Origin of the sequence: Bacillus sp. CCNWLW194 (assembly GCF_037120585.1) — a bacterium.
In the GTDB taxonomy this organism is placed as follows: domain Bacteria; phylum Bacillota; class Bacilli; order Bacillales; family Bacillaceae_G; genus Bacillus_A; species Bacillus_A basilensis.
In genome coordinates, this window is the sequence record NZ_JBBBBL010000005.1 from 1 (window position 1) to 25233 (window position 25233).

21 protein-coding genes and 1 riboswitch are annotated in these 25233 nt (G+C 34.8%); of the genes, 14 read left to right on the top strand and 7 right to left on the bottom strand.

Annotated elements, in window-relative coordinates; genetic code table 11:
* Nucleotides 1-99: 99 nt before the first annotated feature.
* Together V7S50_RS12800 and V7S50_RS12805 are read right to left on the bottom strand one after the other, a co-directional pair.
* Nucleotides 100-357 (bottom strand): hypothetical protein, encoded by a 258-nt coding sequence (locus V7S50_RS12800; RefSeq protein ID WP_063223379.1) that lies wholly within the window; start codon nt 355-357, stop codon nt 100-102.
* 398 nt (nt 358-755) lie between these two features.
* On the bottom strand, nt 756-935 hold the full coding sequence (locus V7S50_RS12805; protein ID WP_242253107.1) for a hypothetical protein: 180 nt from the start codon (nt 933-935) through the stop codon (nt 756-758).
* 330 nt (nt 936-1265) lie between these two features.
* On the opposite strand from V7S50_RS12805, the gene V7S50_RS12810 reads away from it, so the two are divergent.
* The gene (locus tag V7S50_RS12810) at nt 1266-1565 is read left to right on the top strand and encodes an ArsR/SmtB family transcription factor (protein ID WP_063223377.1); all 300 of its coding nucleotides are present in this window, start codon (nt 1266-1268) and stop codon (nt 1563-1565) included.
* 58 nt (nt 1566-1623) lie between these two features.
* Here V7S50_RS12810 and V7S50_RS12815 read toward each other — a convergent pair whose 3' ends face one another.
* A complete protein-coding gene (locus V7S50_RS12815) occupies nt 1624-1809 on the bottom strand; it encodes a YkvS family protein (protein ID WP_000646788.1) in 186 nt (61 codons plus the stop codon).
* A gap of 475 nt (nt 1810-2284) precedes the next feature.
* Here V7S50_RS12815 and V7S50_RS12820 point away from each other — a divergent pair, with 475 nt between their 5' ends.
* From V7S50_RS12820 to V7S50_RS12865, 10 genes are all read left to right on the top strand, one after another.
* A complete protein-coding gene (locus tag V7S50_RS12820; RefSeq protein WP_242253108.1) occupies nt 2285-3487 on the top strand; it encodes an L-lactate MFS transporter in 1203 nt (400 codons plus the stop codon).
* 623 nt (nt 3488-4110) lie between these two features.
* On the top strand, nt 4111-4896 hold the full coding sequence (gene dhbA, locus V7S50_RS12825) for a 2,3-dihydro-2,3-dihydroxybenzoate dehydrogenase (RefSeq protein ID WP_242253109.1): 786 nt from the start codon (nt 4111-4113) through the stop codon (nt 4894-4896).
* Between the two features lie 28 nt (nt 4897-4924).
* The gene (gene dhbC, locus V7S50_RS12830; protein WP_242253110.1) at nt 4925-6124 is read left to right on the top strand and encodes an isochorismate synthase DhbC; all 1200 of its coding nucleotides are present in this window, start codon (nt 4925-4927) and stop codon (nt 6122-6124) included.
* A gap of 12 nt (nt 6125-6136) precedes the next feature.
* Nucleotides 6137-7753: a (2,3-dihydroxybenzoyl)adenylate synthase gene (locus tag V7S50_RS12835; RefSeq protein WP_242253111.1), complete on the top strand. Its 1617-nt coding sequence runs from the start codon at nt 6137-6139 to the stop codon at nt 7751-7753.
* Nucleotides 7754-7777: 24 nt separating this feature from the next.
* Nucleotides 7778-8671, top strand: coding sequence for an isochorismatase family protein (locus V7S50_RS12840; protein ID WP_242253112.1), 894 nt, complete (start codon nt 7778-7780; stop codon nt 8669-8671).
* 33 nt (nt 8672-8704) lie between these two features.
* Nucleotides 8705-15862 (top strand): amino acid adenylation domain-containing protein, encoded by a 7158-nt coding sequence (locus V7S50_RS12845; RefSeq protein WP_242253113.1) that lies wholly within the window; start codon nt 8705-8707, stop codon nt 15860-15862.
* Entirely contained in the window at nt 15859-16083 is a 225-nt protein-coding gene (locus V7S50_RS12850) for an MbtH family protein (protein WP_063223370.1), read from the top strand. Before V7S50_RS12845 ends, V7S50_RS12850 begins: the two co-directional genes overlap by 4 nt.
* Nucleotides 16083-17525, top strand: coding sequence for an MDR family MFS transporter (locus V7S50_RS12855; RefSeq protein WP_242253114.1), 1443 nt, complete (start codon nt 16083-16085; stop codon nt 17523-17525). The genes V7S50_RS12850 and V7S50_RS12855 overlap by 1 nt, the downstream gene beginning before the upstream one ends.
* A gap of 33 nt (nt 17526-17558) precedes the next feature.
* Nucleotides 17559-18308: a 4'-phosphopantetheinyl transferase Sfp gene (sfp, locus tag V7S50_RS12860; protein WP_242253116.1), complete on the top strand. Its 750-nt coding sequence runs from the start codon at nt 17559-17561 to the stop codon at nt 18306-18308.
* Nucleotides 18309-18343: 35 nt separating this feature from the next.
* Nucleotides 18344-18886: a hypothetical protein gene (locus V7S50_RS12865; protein WP_063223367.1), complete on the top strand. Its 543-nt coding sequence runs from the start codon at nt 18344-18346 to the stop codon at nt 18884-18886.
* 37 nt (nt 18887-18923) lie between these two features.
* Here V7S50_RS12865 and V7S50_RS12870 read toward each other — a convergent pair whose 3' ends face one another.
* On the bottom strand, nt 18924-19196 hold the full coding sequence (locus tag V7S50_RS12870) for an HU family DNA-binding protein (RefSeq protein WP_001043907.1): 273 nt from the start codon (nt 19194-19196) through the stop codon (nt 18924-18926).
* 205 nt (nt 19197-19401) lie between these two features.
* Here V7S50_RS12870 and V7S50_RS12875 point away from each other — a divergent pair, with 205 nt between their 5' ends.
* Together V7S50_RS12875 and V7S50_RS12880 are read left to right on the top strand one after the other, a co-directional pair.
* Nucleotides 19402-20169, top strand: coding sequence for a DUF3891 family protein (locus V7S50_RS12875; protein ID WP_242253119.1), 768 nt, complete (start codon nt 19402-19404; stop codon nt 20167-20169).
* Between the two features lie 14 nt (nt 20170-20183).
* Complete coding sequence (locus V7S50_RS12880) at nt 20184-20708, top strand: DinB family protein (protein WP_242253120.1); 525 nt, start codon at nt 20184-20186, stop codon at nt 20706-20708.
* A 100-nt stretch (nt 20709-20808) separates the two neighbouring features.
* Here the strand turns inward: V7S50_RS12880 and V7S50_RS12885 are convergent, their stop codons facing one another.
* The 3 genes from V7S50_RS12885 to V7S50_RS12895 all read right to left on the bottom strand — a co-directional run bounded on the left by V7S50_RS12885 (nt 20809) and on the right by V7S50_RS12895 (nt 24619).
* Nucleotides 20809-22002, bottom strand: coding sequence for a S8 family peptidase (locus V7S50_RS12885; RefSeq protein WP_242253122.1), 1194 nt, complete (start codon nt 22000-22002; stop codon nt 20809-20811).
* A gap of 226 nt (nt 22003-22228) precedes the next feature.
* Nucleotides 22229-23596, bottom strand: a complete 1368-nt coding sequence (locus tag V7S50_RS12890; RefSeq protein ID WP_063223363.1) for an alanine/glycine:cation symporter family protein — start codon at nt 23594-23596, stop codon at nt 22229-22231.
* Between the two features lie 107 nt (nt 23597-23703).
* Nucleotides 23704-23825, bottom strand: a riboswitch (glycine riboswitch).
* Between the two features lie 218 nt (nt 23826-24043).
* Nucleotides 24044-24619 (bottom strand): hypothetical protein, encoded by a 576-nt coding sequence (locus tag V7S50_RS12895; RefSeq protein WP_242253124.1) that lies wholly within the window; start codon nt 24617-24619, stop codon nt 24044-24046.
* 134 nt (nt 24620-24753) lie between these two features.
* On the opposite strand from V7S50_RS12895, the gene V7S50_RS12900 reads away from it, so the two are divergent.
* Nucleotides 24754-25098: a hypothetical protein gene (locus V7S50_RS12900; RefSeq protein WP_063223361.1), complete on the top strand. Its 345-nt coding sequence runs from the start codon at nt 24754-24756 to the stop codon at nt 25096-25098.
* Nucleotides 25099-25233 lie beyond the last annotated feature (135 nt).

Below are 25233 nucleotides of genomic sequence, written 5' to 3' on the forward strand. Positions count from 1 at the left end.
TGAGTCCATATAAATATAGAACTCAGGTTGCTTAGTTGCGCTTTTTAAATACTGTCTACTTGACAGGGGTCACTCCATACTGAGAGCTTGTTTTTATTTTTACGATTGTGAAAATAAGAATTCAGGGAATTCAACTGAATCAGGTGAATTCCTTACATGTTTTTGGATAGCACCAACTGCTTTAAGAAAATAATAATTTGCCCCTTCACCTTTAGCTGGTTCTAATTCTACAGATTTTTTTTCTAGTTTATTAAATTGAATTTTCCCTGCTTTTTCTTCATCTTCACAAGGGAAAAAACGATAAACGACTTCCTCTTTATTTTCATACTCTTTAAATAAGTCTACACAAACTCCCATATTATCAATCTCCTTATTGGTTAAAATTATAAGATAAAAAGAAAAAATGTAAATACAGAAATTTTAGATTAGTACAATGATATTTATGTAAAATAAAATCTACCTTATTGTAAATAAAGCCTATGTATACGCGAAATTTTTACAATTCTTCCGATAGTACTTATGTGAACGATCGTAATAATAGTTTGACATATTAAGCGCGTACCTCCTTTTTAGTACATGCTATGCGGAGAATGAAAGCTGTGTTTGGGCAGTAAAGTGTGATGTGTAGATAGGGGAAAAGAATCATGCTCAAAGTATTGTTTATGATTTTCTAGTATAGAACTTATTATAATAAAATAAATGCCACCTCTTTATAGAGGAGGCATTTATTTGTTATTTAGAATTAGATAACTCACTTAGGAGTTATCTGTAGAACGCGGTGTATTCTCCAAACGATTATAAGCTTTAAAAGCCGAATTTGCTGATATAACACCAACACCACCCACTAAAAATAAAGCTGACCCACTGACCAATATGATATGACTAACATACGTTTCACGTGATTCTTCAACTTCTTCTTGTAACATTGTTGGCATTTGAATTCCCTCTAAACAACATTTGTTTTGTAGATAGTATATACAAACGCCTAAAATATGTTAAAATCACTGGATAGTGTTAGGAGGAAGTATATAGTTAGAGGTGAATTGTTTGAAAAATCTTCATTACAAATTTATGCTAACTTCACATAGAGCACATATTAACATTGTATTATGTATATGTACCAAATAAATAAAGTGAATTGAATGTATTTCTGTTTTTTAAAATTTAAAATTCTATTATTTTTATATAAAGGTTTCACATCGGAGTTTTAAATATTTTGGAAATAGATCTAAATAAAAGGAATTCATATAAAAGGGGAATGTCTTATGACAACATATACGAGTGAAATGAGAAAAGGTTCAGTTTCAGAAGAAGATGTAGATATTTTAAAAATTATGGCACACCCAATCCGTTTACAAATTGTAAATGAATTAAGTACGAGAAAAACTTGTAATGTAACGCAATTAACAGAATTACTGAATATTCCACAATCGACTGTTTCGCAACATTTATCAAAAATGAAAGGTAAAGTGTTACGAGCTGAGAGAAGAGGTTTAGAAATTTATTATCACATTAACAATTTAAAAGCGAGTAAGATTGTAAGTGTTTTAGGATATATAAACTAATGAAGTGTTTTCATATAAAATAGCCGCTGCTGGTGAGCAGGGGCTATTTTTTGTTGTATTATGTATTCGTATTTAAAATTTTATAGTTTTTATGATTTACAATTGTTCGATCAAATTCAAAAGTACCACCGCTTACATCTGTAATTTCAACTAAGACCGATTCAGTATATAGTTTTAGTACAGATCCTGTAATCTTTAAATTATTTCGTTGAAAAAGTATAGTATCCCCTACGTTTGCTTTCATAGTACCTCCTCATTAAAGACAGAAATATTTTTTATTATATATATTAAACCACGTATAGGTATATTAGTGAATATTTAGTTTTATTTATCAAAAAAATATTTGTGGTTTTTTTAAATAAAGTACATCGTAGTGTGAAAAAAATTTCTGTTTGTATCGGAAACTTAAAGTTTTACAATCTAGCAATGGTATAAAATGAGACATAATTTTTATAAAAGAAGATGATAAAAAAGTTGTAAGCCCCATTGAAGCTAACCATGATAAAAGCTACTTACGTATTTAATCAGTAGTTTTTTGTATTTCGTCCTTCGTTTTCTGTAACTGATTCCATGTTTTTGACGCTCTATCTTGTAAGTGCTTACATAAGCGGGAACATCTTATACAATGAAGGTGTTAATTCAAAAGAGATGACCAAAATGAACATAAAAAAACAAGACTTAGCGAAAAGCATTGAAATAGAAAGAGGAGGCGGAAAGGTATGAAAAAATCAACTGTTAATCCATGGCTTGTTGTCCTTGGCACAGTCATAGTACAAATGGGGCTTGGAACGATATATACATGGAGTTTATTCAATCAGCCTTTAGTTAGTAAATACGGTTGGAGTCTTAACGCAGTTGCTATAACTTTCTCAATTACTAGTCTTTCCTTAGCATTTTCAACTTTATTTGCGAGTAAATTGCAAGAAAAATGGGGACTTCGTAAACTTATTATGGTAGCTGGACTAGCATTAGGACTAGGATTAATACTTAGTTCACAAGCTTCCTCATTAATATTGCTTTATGTACTAGCAGGAGTTGTTGTAGGGTATGCAGATGGTACAGCATATATCACTTCACTATCCAATTTAATAAAGTGGTTTCCAAAGCGAAAAGGTTTAATTGCTGGTATTTCTGTCTCTGCATATGGTTCAGGTAGCTTAATCTTTAAATACGTTAACGCACAGTTGATTGAATCAGTTGGTGTATCACAAGCGTTTATATACTGGGGTTTGATTGTTACAGCTATGATTGTAATTGGCGCTTGCTTAATCCATCAAGCTTCAGATCAAGGAGCAGTTCATGAAACGAAAACTCAGGAATATACAACGAAAGAAATGTTAGGCACAAAACAAGTATACTTATTATTTATTATGTTATTTACATCATGTATGAGTGGCTTATACTTAATTGGTATGGTAAAAGACATCGGTGTTCAACTTGTAGGACTTAGCGCAGCAACAGCAGCTAATGCAGTGGCTATGGTTGCAATATTCAACACATTAGGTCGTATTATTCTAGGACCATTATCGGATAAAATTGGCCGTTTAAAAATCGTTACTGGTACTTTTGTTGTTATGGCGAGTTCAGTCTTAGTTCTAAGTTTTGTAGATTTAAATTATGGTATTTACTTCGTATGTGTAGCAAGTGTAGCGTTTTGTTTTGGTGGAAATATCACTATTTTCCCAGCTATTGTTGGTGATTTCTTCGGTATGAAAAACCATAGTAAGAACTACGGAATTGTGTATCAAGGATTTGGATTTGGGGCGCTTGCAGGTTCCTTTATCGGTGCACTTCTAGGTGGATTCAAACCAACCTTCATGGTGATCGGTGTATTATGTGTCGTGTCATTCATTATCGCAATTTTAATTCAAGCACCTAAACAGAAAAAAGAACAAGAAGAAGATTATCGCAGCGTAGCATAAGTATATAAATCTTCTATAACACTATAATTACGAAAAAGCATCCTGTTAAATAGGGTGCTTTTTTGAGTTATTTTAACAAGGTTAAATTACTTTTTGGTTTTTTTGCATATGAAAGCGAGTGAAATATCCATTTGGATTATACTGGAATATAATAAATCGATACATCGTATTTGAAATATGTATTAAATCTTAAGTAATAAAGAAAACATTCATTGATGTTTGCAAGATATATTTTCAGAAAAATATTGAGAAAATAAATACTTGAGTTTTTCAGAAAGCATTATAAATAAACGTATCTATAGTTTATATTCTTCAATTTTAAAATGAGGAGTTTGAATTTTATTTATAATGTAAGTACTTATTAATACTTTTAGATGTAATTGTATTGAAAATCACTAAAATATTTTATCTGAAAAATAAAAATAGGTTGACAAGTTTATTGAGAAAGATTATCATTTCGATGTAAGAACGTTAAATGAAAAACATTATCAATGAATAATATTTTAATGAAAAGTGCACTTGACCAATTAGTTTAGTAAGTGTATTATTTTTTACATCAATAATGATAATCATTATCATTATTTGTTTAATTAGATTAATTTTCAAATGAAAGGATAGAGGAAATGAACTTAGGGGAATTTGATGGGAAAACTGTTTTAGTAACAGGTGCAGCTCAAGGTATAGGTAGTGTTGTTGCCAAAATGTTTTTAGAAAGAGGAGCTACAGTTATTGCGGTTGATCAAAATGAAGAGGGGTTAAACGTACTTTTTAATAAAAATGAATTAAATGAAACACGTATGAAAACACTTCGTTTAGATGTGAGTGATAGTACCGCTGTTGAAGGTATAGTAAAGCGTATTGAAAATGATATAGCACCAATAGATATATTAGTAAATGTTGCTGGGATTTTACGTATGGGAGCGATTCATTCTTTAAGTGATGAAGATTGGAATAAAACATTCTCTGTAAATTCTACGGGAGTTTTCTATATGTCCCGAGCAGTTAGTAAATATATGATACAAAGAAAATCAGGGGCAATTGTTACAGTTGGTTCAAATGCAGCAAATACCCCGAGAATGGAGATGGCAGCGTATGCTGCATCAAAAGCTGCCACGACGATGTTTATGAAGTGTTTAGGTTTAGAACTTGCAGCGTACAATATTCGCTGTAATTTAGTATCACCAGGTTCTACTGAAACTGAGATGCAAAGATTACTATGGGCTGATGAGAATGGAGCTAAAAATATAATTGCTGGTTCTCAAAATACATATAGACTCGGAATTCCATTACAAAAAATCGCACAACCTTCAGAAGTTGCTGAAGCAGTGTTATTCTTAGCTTCAGATAGAGCAAGTCATATTACAATGCATAATTTATGTGTCGATGGCGGTGCTACGTTAGGAGTTTAATAAAAAAAATTCAGGAGGTAATTATACTATGAATGAACATACAGCTGTAAAGGAATTGTCAGAAAAACTTTTAGAAGATTATAAGACTGAATCTTCATTCTTTTTTGCTTCACCAACTCGAACGATATTAGCAGAAGGAGAGTTTACTACAGTAAAGCATCCTGAAATTGAAAGTTTCCCAGAGCTTGTGCAAGCGACATTAAGTAATGCGAAACAAGCTGGAAATCCAAATCCTATCGTTGTGGGTGCTTTGCCATTTGATCGTAGAAAAGAAGTCCAACTTATCGTACCAGAATATAGCAGAATTTCCGAGCGTTTACAATTGGATACAACAAATCAGCTTGAAATAAATGAGAACTTAACATTTGAAATGACGCCAGTACCAGACCCTGAAGTGTATATGAATGGTGTGAAGAAAGGGATTGAAAAAATACAGGACGGTGATTTAAAGAAAATCGTTCTATCTAGATCGTTAGATGTTAAATCTTCCGAAAAGATTGATAAGCAAAAACTTCTTCGAGAATTAGCAGAACATAATAAGCATGGTTATACATTTGCTGTGAATTTACCGAAAGATAAAAAAGAGAACAGTAAGACGTTAATTGGAGCAAGCCCTGAATTACTCGTTTCACGTAATGGTATGCAAGTTATTTCTAACCCGTTAGCTGGTTCAAGGCCACGTAGTGAGGACCCAGTAGAAGATAAAAGAAGAGCAGAGGAATTACTTTCTTCTCCAAAAGATTTACATGAACATGCGGTAGTAGTTGAAGCGGTTGCCGCTGCACTTCGTCCGTATTGTCATACATTACATGTTCCAGAAAAGCCATCAGTTATTCATAGTGAAGCGATGTGGCATTTGTCTACAGAAGTGAAAGGTGAACTTAAGGATCCAAATACTTCTTCTTTACAATTAGCAATTGCCCTTCATCCTACGCCAGCAGTTTGCGGAACTCCGATGGAAAAGGCAAGAGAGGCTATACAGCATATTGAGCCATTTGACCGCGAGTTCTTTACAGGAATGCTAGGGTGGAGCGATTTAAATGGAGATGGTGAATGGATTGTTACAATTCGCTGTGCTGAAGTGCAAGAAAATACACTTCGATTATTTGCAGGAGCGGGAGTTGTTGCTGAGTCAAAACCGGAAGATGAGTTAGCAGAAACCTCTGCTAAATTTCAAACGATGTTGAAAGCTTTAGGGTTAAATGATAGTTCACTTAATGAAAAATAGGGGGAAGAAAAAATGTTAGAAGGTTATACGGAATGGCCAAAAGAATTTGCAAATCGTTACCGAGAAGAAGGCTGTTGGCTTGGAGAAACATTTGGCTCGATGTTAAAAGAGCGTGCTGAAACATATGGGGATCAAATTGCAGTTGTAAGTGGTAATACGCATATAACGTATAGTGAGCTGGATGAAAAGGTAGATCGCTTAGCTGCAGGCTTACTGAATTTAGGAATAAAGAAAGAGGACCGAGTTGTAATCCAGTTACCTAACATTATCGAGTTTTTTGAAATATGTTTTGCGCTATTTCGAATTGGAGCGCTTCCTGTCTTTGCACTGCCTTCACATCGAAGCAGTGAAATTAGTTATTTTTGTGAGTTTGGCGAGGCGAGCGCTTACGTTATTTCAGATAAGGCTCTCGGTTTTGATTATCGAAAACTAGCAAGAGAAGTGAAAGAGAAAGTGCCAACTTTACAACATGTAATTGTAGTGGGAGAAGAAGAAGAGTTTGTGAACATAAATGATCTGTATATGGATCCCGTTTCATTACCAGAAGTTCAGCCAAGTGATGTTGCATTTCTCCAATTATCAGGAGGGACAACCGGTCTTTCTAAATTAATTCCTAGAACACATGATGACTATATTTATAGTTTACGTGTTAGCGCTGAAATTTGTAATTTGAATGCAGAAAGCGTCTATATGGCAGTTCTTCCAGTAGCACACAATTACCCAATGAGTTCTCCAGGGACATTTGGAACTTTCTATGCGGGTGGAAAAGTGGTATTGGCAACTGGTGGTAGTCCAGATGAGGCATTTGCTCTTATCGAAAAAGAAAAAGTTACAATTACAGCGCTCGTTCCGCCATTAGCAATGATATGGCTTGATGCTGCATCTTCTCGTAATAACGATTTATCGAGCCTAGAAGTAATTCAAGTAGGTGGTGCTAAATTTAGCGCTGAAGTTGCAAAACGTATACAACCTACATTTGGATGCAAGTTGCAACAAGTTTTCGGTATGGCAGAAGGGTTAGTAAATTACACAAGATTAAATGATCCGGAAGAAATCATTATTCATACACAAGGTAGACCGATGTCTATATTTGATGAAGTAAGGGTCGTTGATGAAAATGATAACGACGTTAAATTAGGTGAAATAGGTAGTTTATTAACACGAGGGCCATATACAATTCGTGGATATTATAAAGCAGCAGAGCATAATGCAAGATCATTTACAAAGGATGGATTTTATCGTACAGGTGATCTTGTAAAAGTAAATGAACAAGGTTACATCATTGTAGAAGGAAGAGATAAAGATCAAATTAACCGTGGTGGTGAGAAAGTAGCTGCGGAAGAGGTTGAAAATCATCTATTAGCACATGATGCAGTACATGATGTAGCGATTGTATCTATGCCTGACGATTATTTAGGAGAACGTACTTGTGCATTTATTATAGCTCGTGGACAAGCTCCGACTGTAAGTGAATTAAAAATGTTTTTAAAAGAACGCGGTATAGCAGCTTATAAGATTCCAGATCGAATTGAATTTATTGAATCATTCCCGCAAACAGGAGTCGGAAAAGTCAGCAAAAAAGAACTACGTAAAGTCATTGCTGAAAAACTTACTACAGTAAAACAATAATAAAAACCGGAAGGAAGTGATTAGATGGCTATTCCATCTATTTCAGTATATAAAATGCCAATTGAATCAGAACTACCAAAAAATAAAGTGAATTGGACACCAGACCAGAAACGTGCAGTACTTTTAATTCATGACATGCAAGAATATTTTCTTGATGCATATAGCGATAAAGAGTCACCGAAAGTAGAACTCATTTCAAATATCAAGGTGATAAGAGAAAAATGTAAGGAACTTGGCATACCAGTTGTTTATACAGCACAACCTGGTGGACAAACGTTAGAACAACGAGGGTTATTACAAGACTTCTGGGGTGACGGTATTCCTGCTGGACCAGATAAAAAGAAAATTGTCGATGAACTTACTCCTGACGAGGATGATATATTCTTAACAAAATGGAGATATAGTGCATTTAAAAAGACAAATCTATTAGAAATTTTAAATGCACAAGGAAGAGATCAACTCATTATTTGCGGTATTTATGCGCATATTGGCTGCCTTTTAACAGCTTGTGAAGCATTTATGGATGGAATTCAGCCGTTCTTTGTAGCAGATGCAGTTGCTGATTTTTCACTAGAGCATCATAAACAAGCATTGGAGTATGCATCTAATAGATGTGCAGTAACGACATCAACAAACCTACTATTAAACGATTTACAAAGTGTAAAAGGTGATGAGAGTGAAGGAATCACTATACAGGAAGTGCATGAACTAGTTGCACAACTACTTCGTGAGCCAGTAGAGAGTATTGATATTGATGAGGACTTACTAAATAGAGGGCTTGATTCGGTCAGAATTATGAGTTTAGTAGAGAAGTGGCGTCGTGAAGGGAAAGAAATCACTTTTGCAGATTTAGCAGAACGCCCAACTGTTTCCGATTGGTACAGTTTACTATCTTCACAAACAGCACAGGTGCTGTAACAAATAGACTACATAATAAAGGGGTAGTAAAGAATGCCTAACAGTCAAAAGATTCGTCATTCGTTATCATCAGCGCAGTCTGGTATGTGGTTTGCGCAACAATTAGATCCGCTTAATCCAATTTATAATACTGGGGAATATGTAGAAATAAACGGAAATATTCATCAAGAAATTTTCGAACTAGCTGTACGTAAAGTTGTAATGGAAGCAGAAGCACTTCATGTTCGCTTCGAAGAGGATGAAATTGGCCCATGGCAAGTTATTGAAGAATCACAGTTTCATATGCATTTTATTGACGTTCGTAAAGAAGAAAACCCTGAAGAAGCTGCTAAAGTATGGATGAAAAATGATTTATCTATGCCAATCGATTTGAAAAAAGATACTTTATTTACTGAAGCACTTATTCAAGTTGAAAATAATCGTTTCTTTTGGTATCAGCGCATCCATCACATTGTGATGGATGGCTATGGATTTTCACTTCTTAGCCAAAAGGTAGCGAATGAGTATACATCACTTATTGAAGAAACAAACAAGAATGAAAAGCCATTTGGTTCTCTTGCAAAAGTTGTGCAAGAAGGTATTGCGTATCGTGAATCTAAACAATTTCAGGAAGATCGTGCTTTTTGGTTAGAGAAGTTTGCAGATGAACCGGATGTCATAAGTTTAGCAGAACGAGCACCGAGAACAACAAATGGATTTTTACGAGAAACAGCGTATTTATCTAGTTCTAGTACGAAAACTTTATTAGAAGATATCAATATTTCGTTAACAAGTTGGCCGGAATTCATTGTCGCTGTAACAAGTATTTATATGCATAAATTAACAGGTGCAAATGATATTGTTTTAGGTTTACCGATGATGGGACGTCTAGGTTCTGTATCTATTCATACACCAAGTATGGTAATGAATTTAGTACCACTGCGCCTCACTGTAACTCCAAATATAACTCTTGCGGAATTATTACAGCAAGTTTCTAAAGAAATCCGAGATGTACGTCGCCATCATAAATACCGTCATGAGGAATTAAGAAGAGACTTAAAGTTACTAGGTGAAAATCAAAGGTTGTTTGGACCGTTAGTGAATGTTATGCCTTTTGATTACGGGCTTAATTTTGCTGGAAATCGTGGTATTACGCATAACTTATCAGCAGGACCTGTAGATGATTTATCGATAAATGTATATAAATGTTTTGATCAAAATGAGCTAATGATTCATTTTGATGCGAATCCCGAAGTATATAATGACGCGGAGCTAGCAGTGCATAAAGAAAGATTTATGAATCTATTTGAATTAGTAATAAATAATTATGAGAAAAACGAGTCGATTGGAAAAATAAACATTACTCTGCCTGAAGAAAATCATAAAGTTTTATTGGAATGGAATGAAACGAAGGAAGACGATGAGTTAATCAGTCTACCTATATCATTTGAAAAACAAGTGCAAAAAAATCCAAATAAACTTGCGATTACTTGTGACGGTGTAAACCTTACGTATAAAGAGCTAAATGAACGAGCGAATGAACTAGCACATTATTTAGTAGAAGAAGGAATACGACCAAACCAGTTTGTAGCTTTAGTGTTCCCTAGATCAATAGAAATGGTAGTTAGTATGCTAGCAGTCTTAAAGGCTGGTGCAGCATATTTACCAATAGATCCAGAATACCCAGCAGAAAGAGTTAATTATATAGTAAATGATGCAAAACCAGTTTGTATCATAACACATTCATCTGTTTCATCTAAGTTAGTTATAGAAAATGATATGAAAAAAATTGTATTAGATGAAGAAGAAACGAAACTAGCGTTACATACATATTCTCGTATGAATATAGCATGTAAGAATAATGTATCACTTTTAAACCCAGCCTATACAATATATACTTCAGGCTCAACAGGAAACCCAAAAGGTGTAATTGTTTCTATGAGAGGTTTAAGCAACTTTTTAATAGCTATGCAACAAAATTTTTCATTAAATGAAAATGATCATTTATTAGCAGTTACAACGTTTGCGTTTGATATTTCTGCTCTAGAAATTTATTTACCTCTTATTAGTGGTGCAAGTTTAACAATTGCGCAAAAAGAAGACATACAAGAGCCTTCTGCATTAACGACACTTTTACAAGAAGAAAGAGTGACCATTATGCAGGCTACACCGACGCTTTGGCAGGCGTTAGTAACTGATTATCCAGAAAAGCTACAAGGGCTAAGCATACTTGTTGGTGGTGAAGCTCTTCCAGCGCATTTAGCAAATAAATTAAAAGAATTAGGTTGCTCAATAACTAATTTATATGGACCAACTGAAACGACGATTTGGTCTACTTTTATGAACATTGATGAAGGTGAAAAGGGTATACCTCCTATTGGAAAGCCAATTTGCAATACAGAAGTGTATGTATTGGATGCAGGGTTACAACCAGTTCCACCTGGAGTTATTGGTGAACTATATATTGCAGGGGAAGGACTTGCAAGCGGATATTTAGGAAAACCTGAGTTAACAGCTGAACGGTTTGTTGCAAATCCTTATGGAGAATCAGGGAAGCGCATGTACCGTACAGGAGATCTTGTGAAATGGCGTAATGATGGTGCGTTAGAGTACATTAGTCGCGCAGATCATCAAATTAAAATCCGTGGATTCCGAATTGAATTAGCTGAAATTGAAACGGTATTACAACGACATGAAAATATTCAACAAGCGGTAGTAATGGTACGAGAAGATCGCCCAAATGATAAACGCATCATTGCGTATATCGTTGCAGAAGAAGAGGAACCGATTAATCTTTCAGAAATTCGTTCTTATGTTTCAGAAAGTTTAGCGAATTATATGATACCATCGGCATTTGTTGTGCTAGAAGAATTACCATTAACGCCAAATGGTAAGGTTGACAGAAAGAAATTACCTGCTCCTGATTTTAATGGAATGAACAATGAGAGGGTTGCTAGAAATCCGAAAGAAGAAATATTATGTGATTTATTTGCAGAAGTACTTGGTGTTTCTCGAATTAGCATTGATGATAATTTCTTTGAAATGGGTGGACATTCACTTCTCGCATCTCGTTTAATGGCAAGAATTCGTGAAACGTTAAGTGTGGAATTAGGAATCGGGAAACTATTTGAATCACCAACTGTTGCCGAACTGGCGAAACAATTAGACTATGCAAAAAGCGCAAGACCAGCTATTCAGAAAGCAAGTAGGCCAAATGAAGTTCCACTTTCATTTGCACAGCGCAGGTTATGGTTCTTAAATTGTTTAGAAGGTCCAAGTCCTACTTATAATATTCCGCTAGTCATTCGTATGAATGGAATATTGAATCGGGAAGCATTACAAGGTGCTTTTTATGATGTAGTTGAGAAACATGAAACACTTAGAACAATTTTCCCTAACGTATTAGGTAGTTCCTATCAAAAAATTTTAGATATGGAAAACTTAAATCTAGAAATGGTTATAACTAATACATGTAAAGATGAATTAGAAAGTGTACTTTCAGAGGCGGTAAGATATAGTTTTAACCTCGATTTTGAGCCGGCAGTTCGTTTGCAACTTTTTACAGTGAGTGAAAACGAACATGTATTATTAATTCTATTACATCATATTGTAGGTGATGGCTGGTCATTACAGCCGTTAACGAGAGATTTTACAGCAGCGTATAAAGCACGATGTCAAGGTGACGGAGTTCAGCTGGAGACACTTCCAGTTCAATACGCAGATTATGCACTTTGGCAACAGCAATTGCTAGGTGATGAAACGACACCAGAGAGTCTTATTTCAACACAATTAGATTTTTGGAAAGAAGAACTTAAAGGTTTACCAGACCAAATGGAATTACCTACAGATTTCCAGCGTCCAATTGAGACAAGTTACCGCGGGGAAACAATTCATTTTCATATAGATGAAGGTATGCATAGTAGGTTAGTAGAGCTTGCACGTAAAAATGGAGTTAGTTTGTTTATGGTGCTACAAGCAGGGCTTAGTGCACTATTTACAAGATTAGGTGCAGGCACTGATATACCAATTGGAAGTCCGATTGCTGGAAGAAATGATGATGTACTTTCAGATATTGTTGGTTTATTTGTAAATACATTAGTGTTACGTACAAATACTTCAGGAGATCCAAGTTTTAAAGAATTATTAAATAGAGTGAAGCAGGTAAATCTTGTAGCTTATGAAAATCAAGATGTTCCATTTGAAAGACTTGTTGAAGTGTTAAATCCAGTACGTACTCGAAATAGCCACCCGTTGTTTCAAGTTATGTTAGCTTTTCAAAATACACCAGAAGCAACGTTTAATGTACCAGATTTAGAAGCGAGCCTTGAAATTCAAAGCGTCGGTTCTGCAAAATTTGATTTAACATTTGAAATTAGTGAGAGTAACGAAGGTGATGGTACTCCAAACGGTTTACATGGATTACTAGAGTTTAGTACCGATTTATATAAACGTGAAACGGTTCAAAAACTAATAGAACGATTCATTTTGTTATTAGATGATGCGGCGACAAATCCGGATCAATCCATTGGCAGATTAGAAATATTAACTTTAGCAGAGAAAAATACAGTATTAGAAAAGTGGAATGGTGGTTTTCAAATTGCACCAGAAATGACATTGCCACAATTATTTGAAAAGCAGGCTCATATAAATCCAAACTCTATTGCTGTTGTCTTTGAAGATAAGAAATTAACTTATGAAGAGTTAAATAAAAAAGCAAATAAAATAGCTCGTTTGTTAATAGCAAAAGGAATCGGTCCTGATCAACTCGCTGCTTTAGCAATGCCGAGGTCTTTAAATATGGTTGTGAGTTTACTTGCGGTTCTTAAAGCAGGAGCAGGTTATCTTCCATTAGATCCAGATTACCCGTCTGATCGTATTTCATTTATGCTCCACGATGCGAAACCATCATGTGTTTTAACAAATTCAAATGTGGAAATTGAATGTGATGAGGAACTGAAAATTTTAGTTGATGATGTAAAAGTAATAGAAGAAATTGAGAAATATAGTGAAGACAATATTGATGAAATGGAGCGTGTGAAGCCGTTAACTCCTTCACATATTGCTTACGTTATTTATACGTCAGGTTCAACAGGTAGACCGAAAGGCGTTATGATACCTCATCAAAATGTAATGAGACTTTTAGGAGCAACTGATCATTGGTTCCAATTTGACGCAGACGATGTTTGGACGATGTTCCATTCATACGCTTTTGATTTCTCGGTTTGGGAAATTTGGGGGCCTTTGTTATATGGAGGGCGTCTAGTCGTAGTACCACATACTGTAAGTCGGTCGCCGAAAGAATTTTTACAACTTCTTGTTAAAGAAAAGGTAACTGTTTTAAACCAAACTCCATCAGCGTTCTATCAATTGATGCAAGCAGATCGTGAAAATGAAGAGATTGGCCAAAAATTATCTTTACGATATGTTGTTTTTGGAGGAGAAGCACTTGAGCTAAGTCGATTAGAAGATTGGTATAGTCGACATTCTCATAATGCACCAAAGCTTATTAATATGTATGGTATTACGGAGACGACAGTACATGTTAGTTATATTGAATTAGATGAAATAATAGTCTCTTTACGAGCAAACAGTTTAATTGGGTGTAGTATACCTGATCTTAAAGTGTATGTGTTAGACAACTATTTACAACCAGTGCCACCTGGAGTAGTTGGAGAAATGTATGTTGCAGGTGCAGGTCTTGCTCGTGGATATTTAGGAAGGGCAGGCTTAACTGCAGAACGGTTTATTGCAGATCCATTCGGGAAGCCAGGTACAAGAATGTATCGTACTGGAGACTTAGCGCGTTGGGGTCAAGATGGGACGCTAGATTATATAGGACGTGCAGATCACCAAATAAAAATTCGTGGATTCCGAATTGAGTTAGGGGAAATAGAAGCGGTAATAATGAAACATCCTAAAGTTGAACAAGTCGCCGTTATTGTAAGGGAAGATCAACCAGGGGATAAACGGTTAGTTGCCTATATCGTTGCATCAAATAATGAAATGATTGATACAAATGAAATGCGTCAGTATGCTGGTGGTAGTTTACCAGATTACATGGTTCCATACGCTTTTGTTATAGTAAATGAGTTGCCTTTAACTCCAAACGGTAAATTAGATAGAAAGGCATTGCCAGCTCCAGAATTTATCGCATCATCTTCTAGTCGTGGACCAAGAACACCGCAAGAAGAAATGCTATGTGACTTGTTTACAGAAGTTTTAAGTGTGCCTCAAATTGGAATTGATGACGGATTCTTTGATCTAGGTGGCCATTCACTTCTTGCAGTACAGCTTATGAGCCGTATTAAAGAAGCACTTGGGGTTGAACTAAATATCGGAACTTTATTTGCAGCACCTACTGTTGCAGGTCTTGCTGAAAGACTTGCAGTGGGAAATGGACAAAGTGCACTTGATGTGTTGCTTCCATTACGAGCAAGTGGAGACCAATTACCACTATTTTGTGTACACCCAGCAGGTGGATTAAGTTGGTGCTATGCAGGACTTATGAAATCTTTAGGTACAGACTATCCAATCTACGGTGTACAGGCACGTGGTATTGCTAAAAATGAAGAACTTCCAAAAAGTTTAGAGGAGATGGCAGCGGATTATTTAAAACACGTTCGTGAAGTACAGCCTCACGGACCATATCGTTTACTCGGTTGGTCGCTCGGAGGAAATGTTGTTCATGCAATGGCAGCGCAACTACAAAATGAAGGGGAAGAAGTAGAATTACTCGTTATGCTAGATTCTTATCCTGGCCACTTCCTACCGAATACGGAAGAACCAACTGAAGAAGAGGCGTTAATCGCATTACTTGCTTTAGGTGGATATGACCCAGATAACATGGATGGTAAACCACTTACGATGGAAAGTGCAGTTGAAATACTTCGTAAAGATGGAAGTGCATTAGCAAGTCTTGAGGAAGAGACTATTTTGAACTTGAAAGAAACATATGTAAATTCGGTAGGGTTGTTAGGGAAGTATGTACCGAAAGTTTATAACGGAGATATTTTATTCTTTAGATCTACTGTTATACCAGACTGGTTTGATCCTATTTCTCCAAATACGTGGCTAAATTACTTAGATGGGAAAATTGTACAACACGATATTGATTGTAGACATAAAGATTTATGTCAACCAGGACCACTTACAGAAATTGGACAAGTATTAGCGGAATATTTGCAGAATAAGAAAGGGGTAAGTACAGTATGACGAATCCATTTGAAAATGATAATTACACATATAAAGTATTAATGAATGAGGAGGGCCAGTATTCTCTCTGGCCTGCCTTTCTCGATGTACCTATTGGATGGAATGTCGTACATGAAGAAGCTAGCAGACAAGTTTGCTTACAATATGTTGAAACTAACTGGAAAGATTTGAATCCAAAAAGTTATCAAGCTGGCGAAAAAATATTAGTAGGAAAACGATAATGAAGGTAAAAATAAATCCAAAAGTAGTTGTAAGTATCGTTTATATTACAGCGATGTTTATGGCTGCAATGGATGCAACAATTGTAAATGTAGCATTACAAACGATAAGTAAAGAACTACAAGTGCCGCCATCCGCGATGGGGACGGTTAATGTTGGGTATTTAGTTAGCTTAGCTGTTTTTCTTCCAATTTCCGGTTGGTTGGGAGATCGCTTCGGTACGAAAAGAGTATTTCTAATTGCTCTTTTCGTATTTACAACTGCGTCTGCATTATGTGGAATAGCGAGCGATATTACTTCATTGAATATTTTTCGTATCATTCAAGGTGCTGGCGGGGGGTTTTTAACACCAGTTGGGATGGCGATGTTATTCCGAACATTTTCGCCAGAGGAAAGGCCGAAAATTTCACGGTTTATTGTATTGCCAATTGCTGTCGCACCGGCAGTAGGACCAATTATTGGCGGTTTTTTTGTAGATCAAATGTCTTGGCGCTGGGCATTTTATATTAATTTACCGTTTGGAATCGTAGTGTTACTATTCGGTCTTCTATTTTTAAAAGAGCATATTGAAAAGTCAGCTGGTCGTTTTGATTCTCTCGGTTTTGTTCTTTCAGCACCAGGATTTGCGATGATAATTTATGCACTTAGTCAAGGACCATCAAAAGGCTGGGTTTCTCCAGAAATTATGAGTACTGGGATAGCTGGGATTGTATTTATTACATTGTTCATCGTTGTAGAACTTAGAGTAAAGCAACCGATGTTAGATTTACGATTATTAAAAGAACCAGTCTTTAGAAAAATGAGCCTTATTTCATTGTTTTCATCCGCTGGTTTACTAGGAATGTTATTTGTTTTTCCACTTATGTATCAAAATGTAATAGGAGTTTCCGCACTGGAATCAGGCCTTACGACATTTCCAGAGGCGATTGGGTTAATGATATCGTCACAGATTGTGCCATGGTCATATAAGAAGTTAGGAGCTCGAAAGGTAATTTCTATTGGATTAATTTGTACGGCGATTATCTTTGTTTTATTAAGTTTTGTAAATCATGATACGAACCCATGGCAAATTCGGGCATTATTGTTTGGCATCGGTATTTTCTTAGGTCAGTCTGTTGGAGCAGTTCAATTTTCTGCATTTAACAATATCGCACCACCTTCTATGGGGAGAGCGACTACTATATTCAATGTGCAAAATCGATTAGGTTCAGCGATAGGAGTTGCTGTTTTAGCTAGTATACTAGCCGGTTTTGGAAATAACAGTGCACAACATAATGCTCATTCAGATTTCTTGCCATATCAAGCGGCATTAATTGGATCAGCAATATTTTTACTCGTAGCATTACTATTTTCTTTACGTATTTCTGATAAAGAGGTAATGTCAAAGAAGAAAGAAAAAATGTTATCCGTATCAAAAAAACAGAAAGCACTTGTCAATGAATAACAATTGATATTCGTTGTATAAAGGAGAGTTTACATGATAGAAAGTAAAGTTGTAGATTCTATACCAACTTTGAATGAGAATGATTGTCAAATATGGTGGGGAAGAATTTCAGATTTACAATCATGGCATTACAATTTACTAAATGACGTTGAACGAGAGAAAGCAAATTCATATCATCATTCGGCAGATCGTGCCCGTTTTATAATAGGTTGCGTAATTAGTAGATTAGTTCTTGGGAAGATACTTTCTATGTCGCCAGTGCAAGTGCCGATTGATCGAATGTGCCCAGTATGTAAATTACAACATGGCAGACCGCAATTACCAGAAGGAATGCCACAAATATCGGTTTCACATTCAGGTGAGTGGGTTGTTGTTGCATTTACAAAGTCTGCACCTGTAGGCGTTGATGTTGAACAAATGAATCCAAATGTAGATGTTATGAAAATGGCAGAAGGCGTATTAACAGACATTGAAATAGCGCAAGTTATGAAATTACCTAATGAACAGAAAATAGAAGGTTTTTTAACATATTGGACTAGAAAAGAAGCAGTGCTCAAAGCGACAGGTGAAGGACTAATGATTCCACCAGTGGATATTACTATCTCAGCCCCAAATGATCCTCCAAACTTGTTAGTTTTTAAGGATAGACATGAGTTAGTAGAAACTACAATGATTGAAGATATAAGACCAAGTGTAGATTATATGGCTTCAATTGCAATATTTAGTAAAGAAGTAACTAAAATCACACAGATAGACGCAGTAGAGCTTTTAAATTATAAATAAGTTTAATAAAATATCTTATAGAAGAGGTGTTCCTCATGTTAGTAGCGGAAAATAGAACAAATGAATTCACTTATAATGTACAAGCAATTAAAAATATTTTATTTGCTGGAGATACATCATCTATTCATGCTTTAGAAAAGTTATTAAATGATACAGTTCAGTTTGATGTCCTCGAACAAGAGGTACTTGATAGACAATACATCCCGAAAGAAGCAAAGAATTTCTTTGATAAAAACGGAACATTTCTTTACCGTGTATCTCATGTTAGTTATAAAGGAAAAGTGTTATCTGAAAATCTAATTTTTGCGGACACTTCGTTTTTACCAAATACAATTAAGAGTGAATTAGAGAGTGGAAACATTCCAGTTGAAAAACTTATAGAAAGGATGAAAGTAAGAAGAAACGTATTATACGAAGGGTATCAGCCTTCTGGAAATATTATTGAATTATTTGATGGATGCTCTGTTGCAGCGAATGTGTATCCAACAAGAAAATATCAAATTGTAAGTAACTGCAAATGTATATTTTATATTTGTGAAGTGTATCATGCAGAGAATATAAAGGAATTACTAAATTAAAACAAGAAACCAGCCTATAAAATGGCTGGTTTCTTGTTTATTTCACAGCTTCTTTTAACTCTTTACCTGCTTTAAATGCAGGAACTTTACCAGCAGCGATTTGAATTTCTTCGCCAGTTTGTGGATTACGTCCCGTACGAGCAGATCTTTCACGCACTTCAAAAGTTCCAAAGCCGATTAATTGAACTTTATCGCCAGATTGTAATGCAGTAGCAATTGTGTCAAATACAGATTGTACAGCTGCAGAAGCATCCTTTTGAGAAATATCAGCTGATTGTGCGACATTTTTAATTAATTCTGTTTTGTTCATGTTTTCACCTCATAAAAAAATTTTTTGGAATGAATGATTTAGTATAATAGTTAGTAAAGATAAAGCTATTTATATTGTTAGAAAGAATGCTATATAGTTATGTTAATTTCGTTGCAAGAAACTGAATCCCTGCTAATAATTAGGGATTAATTAAGAATTGATGCATAGAAAACGTTGTAATATGAGGATGAGGGGGAATATACGGATGATTTTTCGTGAAAAGGATGAGAAAGAAAGTATATTAATTCGTCAACATGATCATGGTTTTTTAGCTGGAGAGATTGCGAAGCATATAAAAGAAGATTTTTTTGAAGATGACACATATTTAAAAGAGACAATTGATGCAATATATGAGCATGATAGAGGATGGATAGAACTTGATAAAGTACCAATTTTGAATGATGCTAAAAATATCCCATATACATTTATGGATTGTCCAAGTTCATTACGCTTTGTCTTTTATACGATTGGTTTGAATGAAATTGAAGATTCCAATCCATACGGAGCATTACTTTGTAGTAAGCATTTTTTATCATTTCCATTAAATGAGGAAGATGAAGAGATGATGTCATTTTATACAGGGGAATTGGAACGACAAAAAAGAATATTGAAAACACTAACAAAAGAACAATTTGCGATGTTCGATAAACATTATAGATTATTAAAGTTTTGCGATGAACTTTCTTTATATGTCTGTATGAATAAACCAGGGGTAGAAAAGAAAGATGAAATTGATTTGTTTAAAGATGGTTTTGAAGGAACAGAAATGTTTAATAGTAAAGAGGGGAAACCTATTCAAGCTGAATGGATAGATGAGGAAATAATTCGGATTACACCGTTTCCATTTCAAACGGAATTTCATACGTATGTAAAATATAAAACTATAGATAAACGTGAAATTGAAGAAAAAGGAATTGTAAAGGCTGATAGAGAATCAGAAATGAAGAAACAAACTATTCGTTTCATACAATAAGGAGGCGATTTCGATTGAAAGAGTACATGTTAAAACAGGTGGATTACCATGCTTGGGCTAATATACGATTATTCAATCGACTAAAAGAATTACCAAATTATGAGACTATTTTTAATGAACAGATACAGAGTGTATTTCCATCAATCAAGGAGACGTTTGTGCATATTTATATTACAGATCAAGTGTGGTTACACATATTGCATGGTAAAAGTATGAATGAAGCAATACAAGACCGAGAAAATTTACGAAAACAAATCGAAACTAAATCGTTACATGAATTAGAAAAAATGTTTGAAAATATGACAAATCAATATAAAGACTTTTTAAGTACAATACAAGACGTGAATGCTGTATTTGTTATCGAGAATCCATATGTAGGGAAATTAGAAACTTCAATTTTAGAGTTGGTACAACATGTCGTAAATCATGGTACATATCATAGAGGAAATATAACAGCGATGCTTCGCCAACTTGGGCATTCGTCGATAATGATGGATTTTGTACTTTATTTACATATGGTGCAGAAAGAGGGAGAGTAATATAATTTGTAAGAAGGAGAGACTTTAATTGTAAAAGTCTCTCTTTCAATTTTATCCCGCTTTAATGGTAGAACGACTGATTAGAGTTTTACTTTATTTCTTAAGAGGCTTTATTTTCTTGTAATTGCTTAGCGTATTGTACCGCCTTATATGCATTAACTCTACCATTTTTCCAGTACGTACCTGTACCGCTAATTTTATCAGAAGTTGACTCAATAATTTGGCGGATTTGTGTATTGCTATAACCTTGATTCGCTAAAAGAGAAGCGACTCCTGCAACGTGAGGTGTTGCCATAGACGTACCACTTAATGATTGATACGTGCTACCTTTATATGTGGAATATATATTTGAACCTGGAGCTGCAACATCTACCCAGCTACCATAAGTAGAAAATGAAGATTTTCTATCTAATTGGTCTGTAGAAGCAACTGCAATTACTTCGCTGTAATATGCAGGGTAATTTGCTTTTGTATTTCCAGCATTTCCAGCAGCTGCAACAATAACAGAGCCTTTATTCCATGCATATTGAACAGCTTGTTGTAATGCAGTCCCACCATTTGGAGCTCCTAAACTTAAACTAATTACTTTTGCACCTGAATCAGCAGCTTCTCGAATACCTTGCGCTACTGCATCAAGAGTCCCACTTCCTTGATTATCTAATACGCGGACAGCATAAATTGAAGTTTGTGGGGCAACACCAGCAATTCCGACACTATTATTCGTAAGTGCTCCAGTAATTCCAGCGCAATGTGTACCATGACCATTACCGTCATCAGAAACATTGTCGTTATCAACATAATCATGCCCGTAAATTACTTTCGAAGCTAAATCAGGGTGTGAACCTTGTACTCCTGTATCAATAATAGCTACTTTTACACTAGAATCACTTCGTTGACTATCCCAAGCTAGTGGAGCTTGAATTTTTTGTAATCCATATTGATTTTTATAATATGGATCGTTCGGAGTCCAGAAGGAGTGAACGTAGTAATTCGGCTCTGCATATTCCACATCTGGATTGTTTTTATAACTTTTTATCTTTTCTTTTACAGTACCTTTCGAAAATTGAACGACTTCAAAACCTAACTTATCATCTTTAGATAAAACATTAGCACCAACAGACTTATGAAAAGATTGCACATTACTTAAAGATGCATTTTGTTTGAACTTAACGATCAATTGGTTAGGGACGTAATCAGTAGATGATGTTTCAGCACTTGAAGTATTTGTGTTAAAAAAGAAACCACCGATAATAAACGATAAAACAGATAGGAAAACAATGATTTTGTTTTTCAAAAGATTTTTCCTCCCTTTTGTTGGATAAGTTTTTCAGCGACGCTTTAATGTCGCATTCCTTTTCAACTATATAGTTAGACCATACGATTTATGTCATTTATGTGAAAAACTTTTAGTGGAATAAAAAAGGGAAAGATTGATATAAATATATTTTTAATGATATTTACTGAGTAAGAAAACGAAAAAAGGAATGCTCATTATGTATGAGTCATTCCTTTTTTATAGATTAACTTGCCTGTTTTTTATGACTTTCTTTTAATTTCTCTGCCTGTAAAAAGCGATTCGTTTCTGCGACAACAATACCACTTAACCCAATAAGACCAATTAAGTTTGGAATCGCCATAAGTCCATTTGCAATATCAGCGAATGTCCATACGATGCCTAGTTTTAAATTAGCTCCAATAGCAATCATGACGATAAAGATTGCTTTATAATATTTAACAGCACTTTCTCCAAATAAATAAGCCACGCATTTCTCTCCGTAATACGACCATCCTAAAATAGTAGAGTAGGCGAATAATATAATTGCGATACCGAGAATCATACTACCAGCAGTGCCAAATACAGATTGGAACGCTAGTGTTGTAGCTTCAACGCCAGTTTTACCTGATTTCCATGCACCTGTAGTAATTAATACAAGTCCTGTAATTGTACATACAATAAACGTATCTAGAAAAGTACCAGTCATAGAAACTAAAGCTTGCTTTGCAGGCGAATCAGTTTTGGCAGCCGCCGCGGCAATAGGGGCACTCCCTAAACCAGCCTCGTTCGCAAATACACCGCGCGCCATTCCAATTTGAATAGCTGATGCAACTGTTGCTCCGATAAAACCACCAGCAGCTGCAGTACCAGTAAATGCACCAGAAAAAATAAGTGAAAATGCTTCTGGAATTTGATCGTAGTGATAGAAAATAATAATAAGACCAGCAATGATATAAAAGAAAGCTTTAATAGGAACGATATATCCTGTCACTTTCCCGATTTTTTTAACTCCTCCTAAAATAACAATAGCGATTAAAAACGACATTAATATACCAGTTAGAGCAGGAGGGAAAGAGAAATTAATTCGCATTGCCTCTGCAACTGAGTTAGATTGCACCATATTACCGATACCGAAAGAAGCAGTTGTACCGAATATGGCGAATAAAACAGCAAGCCATTTCTTACCTAAACCACGTTCTAAATAGTACATTGGTCCACCCGAATATTCGCCATTTTCATTACTAACACGGTATTTCACCGCAAGAATTGCTTCGGCATACTTTGTTGCCATCCCGAATAAAGCAGTAATCCACATCCAAAAGATTGCACCAGGTCCACCAATCGTCACAGCAGTTGCAACACCAGCTATATTTCCCATACCAATCGTTGCCGCCATGGCTGTCATAAGTGCTTGGAAGTGGCTAATATCTCCAGAGGAAGATGTATCTTCTGATTTTTTAAAAGCTAGTTTGTGAGCGTATAATAGTTTACTAAATTGTAAACCTTTTAAACGCACTGTGAGAATGATACCAGTACCAACGAGTAACAACAAAGTTGGTAATCCCCACACATAATGGTTAATTTGTTCTAATGCTTTACCTACTGTCTCCATCTTTATTCTCCTTTTTTAGAAAAAATAAAAACCACTTCAAGTAAATGAAATGGTCTCTGGAGAAACAAGGAATAGAAAAATAAACCGATACAAATCGGCATTTTCTTTCGCTTGTCTCTGTCCTTTTTACCTGAGAGATTATCCGCTAAAATAACGGATTTGCTCCTTCGGCGCTCGTTTTCCTCCGCGCTATATATAAGCGAGAGGGAGTCTCTCCAGAGATTCGTCCCCATGCAGTTCTACTTGTAACCAAGACCTGAGAGTTTCAAAGTTGATTCAGCAACTTTTTGCCCCGTCGGTAGATCAATAGATCTTCTCCTGAATGGTTCATCCGAATTATAAAATTAATAACTTATACGCATTGAATGTGTATAGAATCAATAAAAACATTATAGATATACAATTAGTAAAATGCAATCATTTTTTATTTTAAAATAGTAAAGCATTCTATTTTTTCGAAATTCCTAATTTTTCTTCAACTTCAGATAAAATTGATAAAGCGATGACAATATGCTGATCCGCAAGTTCTAAAGCATGTCTAGTATTTTCAATTGTTTCATTGGATGGAGTAGAGTTGTTTGCTCCGTCTATAATTAAATCCGCCGTGTTTTTCATAAATTTAGAAGCAGTTCTAAATTCAGTTGTGAAATAAACTAGTTGTTCTTGTATTTGTACTTCCGATATATTTTCTTTAATTTTCAAAGTGTCTATTTCGTTTATAATGTTTTCATATTGTTTGGAAACAGCAGTCATTGTAACTAATAGTTTATCTCTGTCTACTGAATCTCCGCTCGTGTTAATTTCTTCCCAAGCAGGCAACCAATCTTTTTCGATGATGTCATTATAATTATTAGTTAATTCATTAATTTTAGGTTGCAATTTAGTTTTGAATGTTTTTGTATCAATTGTTTCTGCAGTAGTTTTTTCGTTATTATTTTTATCTTTAATTGTGTAGAAAATCGTACTGGCAATGATAAAAATAGCAATAACTACTGTCCATTTATTTAAAAGCCATGTCTTCAAAGTGTAACGCCTCCATTTTAAAAAATCTTATAATTATAATATACAATAATAATGTTATTGGAGGTAGGTAATATAGGCTAGAATTAATTAAATATATTTTATTTATCTGTACGTAAATAATCAAAATTAGTAAAATGATGAAAGCAATATGTAAGAAAAGAGGGTTTTTAGTGAAACTAAATAGAAGAAAACTAGTTTCAAATATTTCAATGGCTATGTTATTAGTTGGTTTAATTGCATTCATATTTATGAATAAAGAATCTAAAATTAAAGATTTTCCAGTGCCAATGTCAGCAATTCATATTAACGATGATAATGAAGAGGATTATAAATATATAAGTGTAATGCCTATTACAAAGGCAAGTGGATGGGAGAACTTAGGTGAAAACGGGCATACTGTTAGTTTTAAAAAAGGGGAAAGGAAGGTAACGATATTACATTATCCGGGAGAAATTACGTATTATATATTTGAAAAATAATTGATAATAAAAGAGATAGGAAGTGAATGATATTGTAGGATTGTTTACTTCCTATCTCTTTTGATTTTTAATTCTGAATTATTTAAATTATAATTGCTATGTGTATAGTATAAAATAATATTTAGTATGGAGATG

Coding starts and splice junctions, on each gene's coding strand:
- V7S50_RS12800 (WP_063223379.1), bottom strand. CDS start 357: ATGGGAGTTTGTGTAGACTTATTTAAAGAGTATGAAAATAAAGAGGAA.
- V7S50_RS12805 (WP_242253107.1), bottom strand. CDS start 935: ATGCCAACAATGTTACAAGAAGAAGTTGAAGAATCACGTGAAACGTAT.
- V7S50_RS12810 (WP_063223377.1), top strand. CDS start 1,266: ATGACAACATATACGAGTGAAATGAGAAAAGGTTCAGTTTCAGAAGAA.
- V7S50_RS12815 (WP_000646788.1), bottom strand. CDS start 1,809: ATGAAAGCAAACGTAGGGGATACTATACTTTTTCAACGAAATAATTTA.
- V7S50_RS12820 (WP_242253108.1), top strand. CDS start 2,285: ATGAAAAAATCAACTGTTAATCCATGGCTTGTTGTCCTTGGCACAGTC.
- dhbA (WP_242253109.1), top strand. CDS start 4,111: ATGAACTTAGGGGAATTTGATGGGAAAACTGTTTTAGTAACAGGTGCA.
- dhbC (WP_242253110.1), top strand. CDS start 4,925: ATGAATGAACATACAGCTGTAAAGGAATTGTCAGAAAAACTTTTAGAA.
- V7S50_RS12835 (WP_242253111.1), top strand. CDS start 6,137: ATGTTAGAAGGTTATACGGAATGGCCAAAAGAATTTGCAAATCGTTAC.
- V7S50_RS12840 (WP_242253112.1), top strand. CDS start 7,778: ATGGCTATTCCATCTATTTCAGTATATAAAATGCCAATTGAATCAGAA.
- V7S50_RS12845 (WP_242253113.1), top strand. CDS start 8,705: ATGCCTAACAGTCAAAAGATTCGTCATTCGTTATCATCAGCGCAGTCT.
- V7S50_RS12850 (WP_063223370.1), top strand. CDS start 15,859: ATGACGAATCCATTTGAAAATGATAATTACACATATAAAGTATTAATG.
- V7S50_RS12855 (WP_242253114.1), top strand. CDS start 16,083: ATGAAGGTAAAAATAAATCCAAAAGTAGTTGTAAGTATCGTTTATATT.
- sfp (WP_242253116.1), top strand. CDS start 17,559: ATGATAGAAAGTAAAGTTGTAGATTCTATACCAACTTTGAATGAGAAT.
- V7S50_RS12865 (WP_063223367.1), top strand. CDS start 18,344: ATGTTAGTAGCGGAAAATAGAACAAATGAATTCACTTATAATGTACAA.
- V7S50_RS12870 (WP_001043907.1), bottom strand. CDS start 19,196: ATGAACAAAACAGAATTAATTAAAAATGTCGCACAATCAGCTGATATT.
- V7S50_RS12875 (WP_242253119.1), top strand. CDS start 19,402: ATGATTTTTCGTGAAAAGGATGAGAAAGAAAGTATATTAATTCGTCAA.
- V7S50_RS12890 (WP_063223363.1), bottom strand. CDS start 23,596: ATGGAGACAGTAGGTAAAGCATTAGAACAAATTAACCATTATGTGTGG.
- V7S50_RS12900 (WP_063223361.1), top strand. CDS start 24,754: ATGATGAAAGCAATATGTAAGAAAAGAGGGTTTTTAGTGAAACTAAAT.